This window comes from Pseudomonas sp. AO-1 (genome assembly GCF_019775695.1).
GTDB classification, from domain to species: Bacteria; Pseudomonadota; Gammaproteobacteria; order Pseudomonadales; family Pseudomonadaceae; genus Aquipseudomonas; species Aquipseudomonas parakoreensis.
Window position 1 is genome coordinate 3,883,381 of sequence record NZ_CP079947.1, and the last position, 13,726, is coordinate 3,897,106.

Genomic DNA, 13,726 nt, shown 5'->3' on the forward strand with positions numbered 1-13,726 from the left:
GGCCAATCCCTCCGTCGAAAACGACTATATAGTAATACTAATTACCCAACAACACTTCCAAAGCGGCGATTTTGCGCTTATGTTTAGCCATGACTCGCAAACAATAGTCTTACAATAAGAGAATCGATCATGTCTGAGAAGAAACCCACCCTGCGCTCCGCCCAATGGTTTGGCACGGCCGACAAGAACGGCTTCATGTACCGCAGCTGGATGAAGAATCAGGGCATCGCCGACCACCAGTTCCACGGCAAGCCGATCATCGGCATCTGCAATACCTGGTCGGAACTGACCCCGTGCAACGCGCATTTCCGTCAGATTGCCGAGCACGTCAAACGCGGCGTGATCGAGGCCGGTGGCTTTCCGGTGGAATTCCCGGTGTTCTCCAATGGCGAATCGAACCTGCGCCCCACCGCCATGCTCACCCGCAACCTGGCGAGCATGGACGTCGAAGAAGCGATTCGCGGCAACCCGATTGACGGCGTGGTGCTGCTGACCGGCTGCGACAAGACCACCCCGGCGCTGCTGATGGGCGCGGCCAGTTGCGACGTGCCGGCGATCGTCGTCACCGGCGGGCCGATGCTCAACGGCAAGCACAAGGGCAAGGACATCGGTTCCGGCACGGTGGTGTGGCAGCTCAGCGAGCAGGTCAAGGCCGGCACCATCACCATTGACGATTTCCTCGCGGCCGAGGGCGGCATGTCGCGCTCGGCGGGCACCTGCAACACCATGGGCACCGCGTCGACCATGGCCTGCATGGCCGAAGCGCTCGGCACTTCGCTGCCGCACAACGCGGCGATTCCGGCAGTCGATGCGCGGCGTTATGTGCTGGCGCACATGTCCGGCATGCGCGCAGTGGAGATGGTGCGCGAAGATTTGCGCCTGTCGAAGATCCTGACCAAGGAAGCCTTTGAAAACGCCATTCGGGTCAACGCGGCGATCGGCGGTTCGACCAACGCGGTGATCCACTTGAAAGCCATCGCGGGTCGCATCGGCGTCGAGCTGGATCTGGACGACTGGACGCGTATCGGGCGCGGCATGCCGACCATCGTCGACCTGCAACCGTCCGGGCGCTTCCTGATGGAAGAGTTTTACTACGCCGGAGGCTTGCCGGCGGTGCTGCGGCGTCTCGGTGAGGCCAATCTGATCCCCAATCCGAACGCGCTGACCGTGAATGGCAAGACGCTGGGCGAGAACACCAAGGACGCGCCGATCTATGGCGAGGACGAAGTGATCCGCACCCTCGACAATCCGATCCGCGCGGACGGCGGTATCTGCGTGTTGCGCGGCAACCTGGCGCCGCTGGGTGCGGTACTCAAGCCGTCCGCCGCGACCCCGGAATTGATGCAGCATCGTGGACGCGCAGTAGTGTTCGAGAACTTCGACATGTACAAGGCGCGGATCAATGATCCGGAGCTGGATGTCGATAAAGACTCGATTCTGGTGATGAAAAACTGCGGGCCGAAAGGTTATCCAGGCATGGCCGAGGTGGGCAACATGGGCTTGCCGGCCAAGCTGCTGGCCCAAGGCGTGACCGACATGGTGCGCATCTCGGATGCGCGGATGAGCGGCACCGCGTACGGCACCGTGGTTTTGCACGTTGCCCCGGAAGCCGCTGCCGGTGGGCCGTTGGCGGTGGTGCAGGAAGGCGACTGGATCGAGCTCGATTGCGCCAGCGGGCGTTTGCACCTGGACATTCCGGATGCCGAACTGGCAGCGCGCATGGCCGATCTGCAGCCACCGCAGCAGCTACTGGTCGGCGGCTATCGTCAGCTGTACATCGACCATGTGCTGCAGGCGGATCAGGGTTGTGACTTTGACTTCCTGGTGGGTTGCCGAGGGGCCGAAGTGCCGCGCCATTCTCATTAAGATCAAAAGATCGCAGCCTGCGGCAGCTCCTACCTTGGAATGCATTTCCCTGTAGGAGCTGCCGCAGGCTGCGATCTTTTCAAGGGCTGGATCGCCCACCGCCCGTGCCTGCTATGATGCGCGGCATCTCCATCGCTCAGGATCGCGCCGTTCCCCATGGATTACCGCAAACCTTCCGACCGTAAAAGCATGCACTCGCGCATTGTCCAGGAACTGGGTATGCAGATCGTCTCCGGACGCTTTTTGCCCGACGACAAACTGCCCGCCGAAGCGCTGTTGTGCGAGGAGTACGCGGTCAGCCGCCCGGTGTTGCGCGAAGCCACGCGGGTGCTGGTGGCCAAGGGACTGGTGTATTCAAAACCGCGCGTTGGCACGGTGGTCAAGGCCCGCCGCGAATGGCACATGCTCGACCCGGACGTGCTGCACTGGCTGATGCAAAGCAGCCCGCAGAATGAATTCTTCAATGTGCTGACCAGTGTGCGCAGCATCATCGAACCGGCCGCTGCCGCCCTCGCCGCCCAGCACGCGACCGAGGCCGACATCGCCGCCATCGGCGAGGCCTATCAACGCATGGAAGCCGCGCCGACCCCGGAGGCGTTGCTGCAACCGGACCTGGACTTCCATAGCCGGATTGCCGATGCGACGCACAACGATTTGCTGGCGAACCTGTGCAACATGCTTTCGGTGGCGATTGCCGAGGCGTTGAAGCATTCCAACCAGCGGCCGAATCTGCATGAACTGGCGTTGCCGCGGCACAAGGCGATTCTTACGGCGATCGAGAACCGCGATGCACTGGGTGCCCGCCACGCGACGCTGGTGCAGCTGGATGATGCGCGCAGTGCATTGAGCGCTGTGCTCGGCACCGAACTTTCCTGAAGCAAAGTCAAAAGATCGCAGCCTTCGGCAGCTCCTACAGCGATCGTGTGTATTGGTGAAAGTCGGGTGTACTTGTGCCCATTGTAGGAGCTGCCGAAGGCTGCGATCTTTTGATCTTGAGCTACAAAAAAGCCGCAACCCTGAGGTTGCGGCTTTGTCGTTTCAGGCGTCCGGATCAGTGAGCAAACAGCGAATTGCCCTTCTGCCCCGCCAGTTTCTCCGGCTTGATCAGGAACTTGGCCAGCGCTGGCAACAGCCACAGTGCACCGAACATGTTCCACAGCAACATGAAGGTCAGCATCAGGCCCATGTCGGCCTGGAACTTGATTGCCGAGAAGATCCAGGTGCATACGCCGATGGCCAGGCACAGGCCGGTGAACAGCACCGCTTTACCGGTGGATTTCAGGGTCTGGTAATAGGCTTCCTGCAACGGCAGACCGGCGCGCAGGAAACTCTCCAGACGGCTGTAGATGTAGATGCCGTAGTCCACGCCAATCCCCACGCCCAGTGCCACCACCGGCAGGGTCGCGACTTTGACGCCGATGCCCATGAACGCCATCAGCGCGTTGCCCAGCACCGAGGTCAGCACCAGCGGCAGGACGATGCACAGGGTCGCCGCCCATGAACGGAAGGTGATCATGCACATCACTGCGACGCAGATGTACACCAGGATCAGGATGGTCAGCTCGGCCTGTTTGATCACCTCGTTGGTGGCCGCTTCGATCCCGGCGTTACCGGCGGCGAGGATGAATTCCAGACCGTCCTTGTTGTTGGCCTTGGCGAATTCCTGCACCGCATGCACCGCGCGGTCGAGGGTTTCGGCCTTGTGGTCGTTGAGGAAGATCAACACCGGCGCCAGCGAACAGCTGTTGTTGTACAGGCCGTCGGCGCGGGCGATCGAGTTGTTCAGCACGTCCGGGTTGCGCGACAGGGTTTCCCATTTCAGGTTGCCCTCGTTCATGCCCTTGATCATCTGTTTGGACACGGTCACCAGCGAGATTGCCGACTGCACACCCTCGGTGTTCTGCATCTTCCACATCAGTTCGTCGATCGGCGCCATCGCTTCGTAGCGCGAGCACCCTTCGGTGGCGGTCTTGACCATCACCACCAGCACGTCGGAACTGGTGGAATAGTTGTTGATGATGAAGTTGTTGTCCTTGTTGTAGCGCGAGTCCGGACGCAGCTCCGGCGCGCCCTGGTCGAGGTCGCCGATCTTCAGGTTCTGGCTGTACCAGAGGCCGCCGCCGAAGGCGAGCAGCGCCAGAGCAATCGAAACCGGGGCGACTTTCGGGCTGGCGAAATTCGACAGCAGGCGCCAGAACGGGTGCTCGCGATTCGCGTCCTTCTTGCTCTTGGCAATCGCACGCTTGCTGATGCCGACATAGGAAATCGCCACCGGCAGCAGGATCAGGTTGGTGAACACAATCACCGCCACGCCGATGGACGCGCCGATCGCCAGTTCGCGGATCACCCCGATATCAATGATCAGCAGGGTGATGAAGCCTACGGCGTCAGCGAGAATCGCGATCATCCCCGGCAGGAACAGTTGCCGGAACGTGCGCCGCGCGGCAGTCAGGGCGTTGTCCGCCTCACTCGACTGCAGGGCGATGCCGTTGATCTTCTGCACGCCGTGGGAAATGCCGATGGCGAAAATCAGAAATGGCACCAGCATCGAATACGGATCCAGCCCGAAACCGAAGAAGTGCATCAGCCCCAGTTGCCAGACCACCGCCACCAGCGTGGTGCTCAATACCGCAATGGTGCTGCGCAGGCAGTTGGTGAACCACAGCAACAGGATCAGGGTGATGACGAACGCGATGCCGAAGAACATCACCACCATCACCAGACCGTCGATCAGGTCACCGACCTTCTTGGCGAAGCCGACGATGTGGATTTTGACGTTGGGGTTCTGCGCTTCGAACTTGTTGCGGATCTTGTCTTCGAGCTCATGGGAGAACTGGCGGTAGTCCAGCGCCAGCAGCTTGCCCTGATCCTGCGGGTCCGGGTAGGACTCCAGCAGCGGGATGTCGACGATGCTCGATTTGAAGTCGTTGGCCACCAGGCGCCCGACCTGCCCGGATTTGAGGACGTTGTTGCGCAGCATGTCGAGGCTGTCCGGCGAGCCGTCGTAGCTCTGCGGAATCACTTCACCGCCGGCGAAACCCTCTTCGGTCACTTCGGTCCAGCGTACGCTCGGACTCCACAGCGATTTGAGGCCGGAACGGTCGACGCCGGAGATGTAGAACACCTCGTCGTTGATCTGGCGCAGGGTCTCCATGTATTCCTTGGAGAAGATGTCGCCGTCCTTGGCTTCCACCGAAATCCGTACGGTGTTGCCTAGGTTCGCCAGATCGTTGCGGTGCTCCATCATCTTCTCGATGAACGGATGCTTGAGCGGGATCATTTTTTCGAAACTGGTGGAGGGGCGAATCAGCGTGGCCTGCCAGAACAGGAAGACGCTGACCACCAGGCAGATCAGGATCACGGCCGGGCGGTTGTTGAAAATCAGACGTTCGAGGAACGTCGCCTTGTCCTGATGATGAGTGCTCAAGGAAGTCATAGCCCCGCCTTCTTATTATTGATGTCGGCGCCGTTGGGCTGCGTGGTGTGCACGCCGCCCTGCCCGGTCAGAATCAGATTGCCGTCGCCGGCCGCTGTCACCGAGGACAGCGAAATGCGGTCCGGGCGGTTGAACACGCTGAAGGTTTCGCCGTTGTCGCTGCTGCTGATCACCGAGCCGCCGTTGCCGACGATCACGATCGAGCCATCCGCGAGCAGCGTGGCGCCGGACAGGCCGAACTCCAGCGCACCACGCGCGGCTTTGAGTTCGACCTGCTGCCAGGTGCTGCCGAAATCGCTGGAACGATAGAGGTTGCCGCGCAGGCCGTAGGCCAACAAGGTCTGCGCCTGGGCGGTGCCGATCACGCCGAACAGCGAGCCTTGATATGGGCCCTGGAGTTTTTCCCAGGTCTGGCCCCAGTCCGGGGAGCGGAACATGCTGCCCTGCTCGCCGACGATGAACAGCCCGGCGTCCTTGACCGCCGCGATGGCGTTGAGGTGGAACTGGTCCTGGTTGTCGAGGCGGTCGCTGACGTCCTGCCAGTTCTTGCCGCCATCGGTGGTTTCCAGCAATGCACCGTAGGCACCGACCGCGACGCCGTGGTTGACGTCCTGGAACCAGACGTCGAGCAGCGGTGCTTCGCGCTTGAGGTCTTCGAATTGTTTGCTCCAGGTCAGGCCGCCGTCGGCGCTGGCGAGGATCTGCGCGTCGTGGCCGACCGCCCAGCCGTGCTTGTCGTCGACGAAGTACACCGCCGTCAGCAGTTGCCGGGTCGGCACCTTGGCCTGGGTCCAGGTCTTGCCCTGGTCATCGGAATAGAGAATGTGCCCGCGATCACCCACCGCCACCAACCGGGTGCCGGCGTGGACAACATCGAGTATCAGGCTTTTGGCGGCTTTGGCCGATTCGGTGGAATACACCCCGTCGGCGGGCGCTTCGGCGGCCAGAACGGGTGCCGACAAGGCAGCACAGCCCAGCAGTGTGAGTGCTGTGGCCAGCAACGCGGTGTTGCGTAACGCCGGCGGGCGGCAACGACTCATAGACCTTCCCCTATTTATTATTGTTAGGCCATTGGGCCTTAGGGCGCCGCAAGGGTGCTCGTGGTGACTGATGGGTCACAAGCATAGCCGTGAAACCCGCAGTCCAGAGCGCCTTGGGAAGCTGGCTCATCCTATCGGGCTTTGGAAACGTCTGACAATCGGCGCCACGTTATCTTTTGTTAACCAAATGACCCCGACACAACCCCCTGTAGGAGCTGTGGCACGCTGCGATCTTTTGATCCGGGTTTTTAAAAACAAGATCAAAAGATCGCAGCGTGCCGCAGCTCCTACATCGATATCGCGTCGTGGCGGATTGATGAGGATGGCAGGCGAATACACCGCCATTCGCCGGATCGATGCGGCAAATCTTGCGTGGGGGACTTGCACGATCGGTATTATGGTATACCATCAGACACACAGACACTCTCAATCCCCCTACGGAGCAGCTCATGAGTTTCGAAATTCGCAAGATCGTCAGCTATGTCGAAGAAACCTTCATCGAAGGCGGCAAGGCCACTGACAAGCCAGTGACCATGGTTGGCCTGGCCGTGGTGATGAAGAACCCGTGGGTAGGCAACGGCTTCGTCGAGGACCTGAAACCGCAAATCCGCGCCAACTGCTCCGACCTCGGCGCAATGATGGTCGAGCGTCTGGTGGGCATCATCGGCGGTGCCGAGAAGATTGAGGCTTACGGTAAAGCGGCAGTGGTCGGCGCCGACGGCGAAATCGAACACGCCTCGGCCGTGATCCACACCCTGCGCTTCGGCAACCACTACCGCGAAGCGGTCAAGGCCAAGAGCTACCTGAGCTTCACCAACAAGCGCGGCGGCCCGGGCACGTCGATCCAGATCCCGATGATGCACAAGGACGACGAAGGTCTGCGCTCGCACTACATCACCCTGGAAATGCAGATCGAGGACGCGCCGCGTGCCGACGAAATCGTCGTGGTGCTCGGTTGCGCCGACGGTGGTCGACTGCACCCGCGCATCGGCAACCGCTACATCGATCTGGAAGAACTGGCCGCCGAAAAAGCCCAGTAATCACAATAAAAAGGCATTGCAGGAGCGCTCCATGATTCGGCTCACCGCTGAACTCACCCCGGCTGGCACCAGTTACCTGGCGACCGGCCAAGGCCAGCCCGTGGTCTTGATCCACGGCGTGGGCCTGAACAAAGAAATGTGGGGCGGCCAGATCGTTGGCCTGTCTGCCCAATACCAGGTGATCGCCTACGACATGCTCGGCCACGGCGCCAGCCCGCGCCCGACCAGCGGCACCGGCCTGCTCGGTTATGCCGATCAGTTGCTGGAGCTGCTCGATCACCTGAATCTGCCCCAGGCAGCGGTGATCGGTTTCTCCATGGGCGGTTTGGTGGCGCGGGCGTTTGCCCTGCATTACCCGGAGCGCCTGCAAAGCCTGGTGGTGCTCAACAGCGTGTTCAACCGCAGCGAAGAACAGCGCGCCGGGGTCATCGCCCGCACCGCGCAGGCCGCCGAACACGGGCCGGACGCCAATGCCGAAGCGGCGCTGTCGCGCTGGTTCAGCCGCGAATATCAGGCGGCGAACCCGGCGCAGATCGCGGCCATTCGTCAGACCCTGGCCGGCAACGACCCGCAGGGTTATCTGACTACCTATGAATTGTTCGCCACTCAGGACATGTACCGCGCCGACGACCTCGGCAGTATTCAGGCGCCGACGCTGATCGCCACCGGCGAATTGGACCCCGGTTCCACGCCGGAAATGGCCGAGCAACTGGCCCGGCGCATCCCCGGTGCGAAGGTTGCGGTACTGCCCGAGCAACGGCATATGATGCCGGTAGAGTCGCCGCGCCTGGTCAACCAGACGTTGCTGGAATTTCTCGACTACGCACACGCCCGACAAAACCCTATAAAGGGGATCGTTGCATGACACTCCAACGCTTCCAGATGTGCATCGGCGGAGAATGGGTCGACGCCCTCTCCGGCAAGACTTTCGAAAGCCTCAACCCGGCCAGCGCGCAAGCCTGGGCCGAACTGCCTGACGCCGATGAAGCCGATGTCGAACGCGCCGTGCAAGCGGCGCAGACTGCCTTCGACAGCCCGGCCTGGCGCGGTCTCACCGCCACCGCACGCGGCAAACTGCTGCGGCGTCTCGGTGACCTGATCGCGGAAAACAAGGAACAACTGGCGCAGCTGGAAAGCCGCGACAACGGCAAACTGATCCGCGAAACCCGTGGTCAGGTCGGTTATCTGCCGGAGTTCTTCCACTACACCGCAGGCCTGGCCGACAAGCTCGAAGGCGGCACCCTGCCGCTGGACAAACCCGACCTGTTTGCCTACACCGTGCACGAAGCGATGGGCGTGGTCGCCGCGATCATTCCCTGGAACAGCCCGCTGTACCTGACCGCGATCAAACTGGCGCCGGCCCTCGCCGCCGGCAACACGATTGTGATCAAGCCGTCCGAGCACGCTTCGGCAACCATCCTTGAGCTGGCGCGACTGGCGCTGGAAGCCGGAATTCCACCGGGCGTGGTCAACGTTGTCACCGGTTACGGCCCGAGCACCGGCGCCGCCCTCACCCGCCATCCGCTGATCCGCAAGATCGCCTTCACCGGCGGCGCGGCCACGGCCCGGCACGTTGTGCGCAGCAGCGCCGAGAACTTCGCCAAACTGTCGCTGGAACTGGGCGGCAAGTCGCCGAACATCATCTTCGCCGACGCCGACCTGGACAGCGCGATCAACGGTGCCATCGCCGGGATCTACGCGGCTTCGGGCCAGAGCTGCGTGTCCGGTTCGCGCCTGCTGGTACAGGACGAAATCTACGACGAGTTCGTCAACCGCCTGGTCGAACGCGCCCAGCGCATCCGCATCGGCAACCCGCAGGAAGACCACAGCGAAATGGGCCCGATGGCCACTGCGCAGCAATTGGCGGTGGTCGAAGGTCTGGTGGCGGATGCCATCGCTGAAGGCGCGCGGTTGCGCACCGGCGGCAAGCGTCCGACCGACCTCGGTGACGGCTGGTTCTACGAGCCGACGCTGTTCGAGTGCGACCGCAACTCGATGAAGATCATGCAAGAAGAAGTCTTCGGCCCGGTGGCTTCGGTGATTCGCTTCAAGGACGAAGCCGAAGCGCTGGCGATTGCCAATGACTCGCAGTTTGGCCTTGCCGCCGGCATCTGGACCCGCGACCTGGGCCGCGCCCATCGTCTGGCCCGGGATGTGCGTTCGGGGATCATCTGGGTCAACACCTACCGCGCGGTATCGGCCATGGCGCCAATTGGCGGTTTCAAGAACAGTGGCTATGGACGCGAAAGCGGCATCGATTCGGTGCTGGCCTACACCGAACTGAAAACGGTGTGGATCAATCTCTCTCAGGCTCCGATGCCTGATCCGTTTGTGATGCGCTAGGAGTCCTGCGACATGATCGAACCCGGCATTTACAAAGACGTCATGAGCTCGTTTCCGTCCGGGGTCACGGTGGTCACCACCCTCGACCCGGATGGCGCCATCGTCGGCATCACCGCCAGCGCCTTCAGTGCGCTGTCGATTGACCCGGCGCTGGTGCTGTTCTGCCCCAACTACGCCTCCGACACCTACCCGGTGCTGCGCGACAGCCAGAAATTCGCGATCCATTTGCTGTCCGCCGAGCAGACCGCCGAGGCCTACGCCTTCGCCGGCAAAGGCAAGGACAAGGCCAAAGGCATCGAGTGGCACTTGAGCGAACTGGGTAACCCGATCCTCGCCAAGGCCACAGCAATCATCGAGTGCGAGTTGTGGCGTGAATACGACGGTGGTGATCACGCGATTATCGTTGGCGCGGTGAAGAACCTGATCCTGCCCGCGCAACCGGTGACGCCGATGATTTATCACAAGGGCAAGCTCGGGGCATTGCCAACCCTGGCCTGATGGATAAACACAATCCCTGTAGGAGCTGCCGCAGGCTGCGATCTTTTGACTTTGATTTTTAAGAGCAAGATCAAAAGATCGCAGCCTGCGGCAGCTCCTACAGGGCAATGTGTGTGTGAGGAAGATTTATGAGTAACGAAAAGTACAAAAAAGGCCTGAAGATCCGCACCCAAGTGCTGGGCGAAGCCTACGTGAAACGCTCGATCGAGAACGCCGACGACTTCACCCGCCCGCTGCAGGAAATGGTCACCGAATACTGCTGGGGTCATGTCTGGGGCCGTGAGGGTTTGTCGCTCAAGGAGCGCAGCATGATCAACCTGGCGATGATCTCGGCGCTCAACCGTCCGCACGAACTCAAGCTGCATGTGCGCGGCGCCTTGCGTAACGGCCTGAGTCATGAGCAAATACGCGAAATTCTGCTTCAGGTCGGTATTTATTGCGGCGTCCCGGCAGCCGTGGACAGTTTCCGGCTCGCCCGTGAAGCCTTCGCCGAAGCCGACGCCGAGGCCTCCAGTTAACCCCTCGGCTGTTTAGATGCCCGTCTGGCATGGACAGCCAACTTAAAGAGCGGACCCCATGAAACGCCAGCCACTCGACGACAGCTTCAAGGTCAATCGCAACCCCGTTACCCTGCGCGAAATCGTGCTGGATAAACTGCGTAGCGCGATCATGAATTTCCAGCTCATGCCCGGCGATCGTCTGGTGGAGCGCGATCTGTGCGATCGCCTCGGTGTCAGTCGCACGTCGGTGCGCGAAGCCTTGCGTCACCTGGAGTCCGAAGGACTGGTCGAATTCGCCGATGCCAAAGGCCCGCGCGTAGCGATCATCACCCTCGCCGATGCAGTCGACATCTATGAACTGCGCTGCGTGCTCGAAGGCCTGATCGTCCAGCTGTTCACCCTGCGCGCCAAGGCCAAGGACATCAAGGCCCTGGAAAAAGCCCTCGACGAGAACCGCAAGGCACTCAAGGACGGCGAACTGCAACAGGTGATCGACTCGGTGCAGGGCTTCTACGACGTATTGCTGGAAGGCTCGGGCAACCATGTTGCGGCCACGCAGTTGCGCCAGTTGCAGGCGCGCATCAGCTACCTGCGGGCGACCTCGGTGTCCCAGGAAAACCGGCGCGGCGCGAGTAATCACGAAATGGAAAAAATGGTCGAGGCGATCAAGAGCGGTGATGCGCTGGCGGCGCATCAGGCCTGCGTCGATCACGTGCGTGCGGCTGCTGCCGTGGCCCTCGATTACCTCAAGCGCAAACAGGAAGAGACCGGCGCCACGCCGAACATCACCCTGCCGATCGCGCTGAAAGAACCACGCATAGGTCACTGACATGTTCAGCCCGAGCTTTTGCCCGAAATGCGGTGGCCCTGACCTCGGTCAGCAAGTTCCGCCGGGCGATACGCACGAGCGCCTGATGTGCCGCGGCTGCGGCTACATCCACTATGTGAACCCGAAAATCATCGCCGGCTGCATCATTGAGCAGGACGGCAAATACCTGTTGTGCCAAAGGGCGATCCCGCCGCGCCCCGGCACCTGGACGCTGCCCGCCGGCTTCATGGAAAGCGGCGAAACCACCGAGCAGGCGGCGCTGCGCGAAGTCTGGGAAGAAAGCGGCGTACGTGCGGAAATCGTCTCGCCGTATTCGATCTTCAGCGTGCCGAAAATCAGCGAGGTATACATCATCTTCCGCGCGATCGCGCTGGAGATCACCGGGCAGTACGGGCCCGAGACGCTCGACTACAAGTTCTTTGCCCCTGAAGACATTCCGTGGGAGCAGATCTACTACCCGGCGATCCGGCAGATCCTCGAGCGCTATATCGAGGAACGCCAGGCCGGGGTGTATGGGATCTACATGGGCAATGATGACAGCGGCAAGATCCACTTTATCCGCTGATACCTGACCCCTGTAGGAGCTGCCGCAGGCTGCGATCTTTTGACTTTGATTTTAAAAAACAAGATCAAAAGATCGCAGCCTGCGGCAGCTCCTACAATGGCTACGGCGCCAGACCTTCGACGATGACGATCTCCGCCCGCGCCCATTCCTCGCGATAACGTTTCGCCTCCTGATACGCCGCCGAGTGGTAGCACGCCAGCGCCTGCTCGTAGCTCTCGAACTCGATCACCACGCTACGCTGAGGCGTAGCCCTGCCCTCCAGCGCTTCGCTGCGCCCGCCCCGGGCCAGAAACTTCGCGCCGAACGCGGCGAAGGCTGCCGGTGCGCGCTGGGTGTATTGGCTGTAGTGATCGGGATCGGTGATGTCCACGTGAGCAATCCAGTACGCCTTCATAGTGACCTCTTGGTTGAATTTGTATTATGGTATACCACGAATTTCATCCATATCGAGAGTCCAGCATGGCCTTCAACAGCATCGAAGAAATCCTCGAAGATTATCGCCTCGGCAAAATGGTCCTGCTGGTCGATGACGAAGACCGAGAAAACGAAGGCGACCTGCTGCTGGCCGCCGATTGTTGCACGCCCGAGGCGATCAGCTTCATGGCCCGTGAAGCGCGCGGATTGATCTGCCTGACGTTGACCGACGAGCATTGCCAACGCCTGGGCCTGGAGCAGATGGTCCCGAGCAATGGCAGCGTATTCAGCACCGCGTTTACCGTGTCGATTGAAGCGGCGGTCGGCGTCACCACTGGCATTTCTGCAGCCGATCGCGCGCGCACGGTCGCGGCCGCTGTGGCGAAAGACGCCCGCGCTGAAGACCTGGTGCAGCCTGGGCACATCTTCCCGCTGCGCGCCAAGGAAGGCGGCGTGCTGACCCGCGCCGGCCACACCGAGGCCGGTTGCGATCTGGCGCGCTTGGCGGGCTTTACGCCGGCCTCGGTGATCGTCGAAGTGATGAACGACGACGGCACCATGGCCCGCCGCCCGGATCTGGAAGTGTTCGCCCGTAAGCACGGAATCAAGATCGGCACCATCGCTGACCTGATCCACTATCGCCTGAGCACCGAGCACACCATCGAGCGCATCGGTGAGCGTGAGTTGCCAACGGTGCACGGCACCTTCCGCCTGATCACTTTCGAAGATCGCATTGAGGGCGGCGTACACATGGCGATGGTCATGGGCGATCTGCGCCGCGAAGAGCCGACGCTGGTGCGCGTGCATGTGATCGATCCGCTGCGTGATCTGGTCGGCGCCGAGTACAGCGGGCCGAGCAACTGGACGCTGTGGGCGGCGCTGCAACGGGTCGCGGCGGAAGGTCATGGGGTTGTGGTGGTATTGGCCAATCATGAATCGTCACAGGCGCTGCTTGAGCGCGTACCGCAACTGACTCAGCCGCCACGGCAGTTCAGTCGCTCGCAATCGCGGATTTATTCGGAGGTCGGCACCGGGGCGCAGATTCTGCAGAACCTCGGCGTCGGCAAACTGCGCCATCTTGGGCCGCCGCTGAAGTATGCGGGGCTGACCGGGTATGACCTGGAGGTGGTGGAGAGCATTCCGTTTACCGAATAACGCCCAGACACAGGTGATTTCCTGTGGCGAGGGAGCTTGC

The 13,726-nt window shown here is 61.4% G+C and carries 13 protein-coding genes; 10 read left to right on the top strand and 3 right to left on the bottom strand.

Annotated elements, in window-relative coordinates; translation table 11 throughout:
• The first annotated feature begins 129 nt into the window (after positions 1-129).
• Both KVQ82_RS17740 and KVQ82_RS17745 read left to right on the top strand, forming a co-directional pair.
• Positions 130-1,866, top strand: a complete 1,737-nt coding sequence (locus KVQ82_RS17740; RefSeq protein WP_097087141.1) for an IlvD/Edd family dehydratase — start codon at positions 130-132, stop codon at positions 1,864-1,866.
• A 156-nt stretch (positions 1,867-2,022) separates the two neighbouring features.
• The gene (locus tag KVQ82_RS17745) at positions 2,023-2,742 is read left to right on the top strand and encodes a FadR/GntR family transcriptional regulator (RefSeq protein ID WP_007968622.1); all 720 of its coding nucleotides are present in this window, start codon (positions 2,023-2,025) and stop codon (positions 2,740-2,742) included.
• A gap of 175 nt (positions 2,743-2,917) precedes the next feature.
• On the opposite strand, the gene KVQ82_RS17750 is transcribed toward KVQ82_RS17745, so the two are convergent.
• Positions 2,918-5,302: an RND family transporter gene (locus KVQ82_RS17750; protein WP_041062522.1), complete on the bottom strand. Its 2,385-nt coding sequence runs from the start codon at positions 5,300-5,302 to the stop codon at positions 2,918-2,920.
• Positions 5,299-6,342, bottom strand: a complete 1,044-nt coding sequence (locus KVQ82_RS17755) for a YCF48-related protein (protein ID WP_222014915.1) — start codon at positions 6,340-6,342, stop codon at positions 5,299-5,301. The genes KVQ82_RS17750 and KVQ82_RS17755 overlap by 4 nt, the downstream gene beginning before the upstream one ends.
• Before the next feature lie 449 nt (positions 6,343-6,791).
• Here KVQ82_RS17755 and KVQ82_RS17760 point away from each other — a divergent pair, with 449 nt between their 5' ends.
• The 7 genes from KVQ82_RS17760 to KVQ82_RS17790 all read left to right on the top strand — a co-directional run bounded on the left by KVQ82_RS17760 (position 6,792) and on the right by KVQ82_RS17790 (position 12,117).
• On the top strand, positions 6,792-7,382 hold the full coding sequence (locus tag KVQ82_RS17760) for an amino acid synthesis family protein (RefSeq protein ID WP_007968626.1): 591 nt from the start codon (positions 6,792-6,794) through the stop codon (positions 7,380-7,382).
• A 31-nt stretch (positions 7,383-7,413) separates the two neighbouring features.
• The gene (locus tag KVQ82_RS17765) at positions 7,414-8,247 is read left to right on the top strand and encodes an alpha/beta fold hydrolase (RefSeq protein WP_198760183.1); all 834 of its coding nucleotides are present in this window, start codon (positions 7,414-7,416) and stop codon (positions 8,245-8,247) included.
• On the top strand, positions 8,244-9,725 hold the full coding sequence (locus tag KVQ82_RS17770; RefSeq protein ID WP_222014916.1) for an aldehyde dehydrogenase: 1,482 nt from the start codon (positions 8,244-8,246) through the stop codon (positions 9,723-9,725). Before KVQ82_RS17765 ends, KVQ82_RS17770 begins: the two co-directional genes overlap by 4 nt.
• A 12-nt stretch (positions 9,726-9,737) precedes the next feature.
• Positions 9,738-10,223, top strand: a complete 486-nt coding sequence (locus tag KVQ82_RS17775; RefSeq protein WP_222014917.1) for a flavin reductase family protein — start codon at positions 9,738-9,740, stop codon at positions 10,221-10,223.
• Between the two features lie 128 nt (positions 10,224-10,351).
• Positions 10,352-10,741 (top strand): carboxymuconolactone decarboxylase family protein, encoded by a 390-nt coding sequence (locus KVQ82_RS17780; protein ID WP_222014920.1) that lies wholly within the window; start codon positions 10,352-10,354, stop codon positions 10,739-10,741.
• A 58-nt stretch (positions 10,742-10,799) separates the two neighbouring features.
• A complete protein-coding gene (locus KVQ82_RS17785; RefSeq protein ID WP_086790933.1) occupies positions 10,800-11,552 on the top strand; it encodes a GntR family transcriptional regulator in 753 nt (250 codons plus the stop codon).
• 1 nt (position 11,553) lies between these two features.
• Positions 11,554-12,117, top strand: a complete 564-nt coding sequence (locus tag KVQ82_RS17790; RefSeq protein ID WP_041062549.1) for an NUDIX hydrolase — start codon at positions 11,554-11,556, stop codon at positions 12,115-12,117.
• Between the two features lie 100 nt (positions 12,118-12,217).
• Here the strand turns inward: KVQ82_RS17790 and KVQ82_RS17795 are convergent, their stop codons facing one another.
• On the bottom strand, positions 12,218-12,511 hold the full coding sequence (locus KVQ82_RS17795; RefSeq protein ID WP_222014932.1) for a DUF1330 domain-containing protein: 294 nt from the start codon (positions 12,509-12,511) through the stop codon (positions 12,218-12,220).
• Positions 12,512-12,576: 65 nt separating this feature from the next.
• On the opposite strand from KVQ82_RS17795, the gene ribBA reads away from it, so the two are divergent.
• A complete protein-coding gene (ribBA, locus tag KVQ82_RS17800) occupies positions 12,577-13,686 on the top strand; it encodes a bifunctional 3,4-dihydroxy-2-butanone-4-phosphate synthase/GTP cyclohydrolase II (RefSeq protein WP_222014934.1) in 1,110 nt (369 codons plus the stop codon).
• The last annotated feature ends 40 nt before the right edge of the window (positions 13,687-13,726 follow it).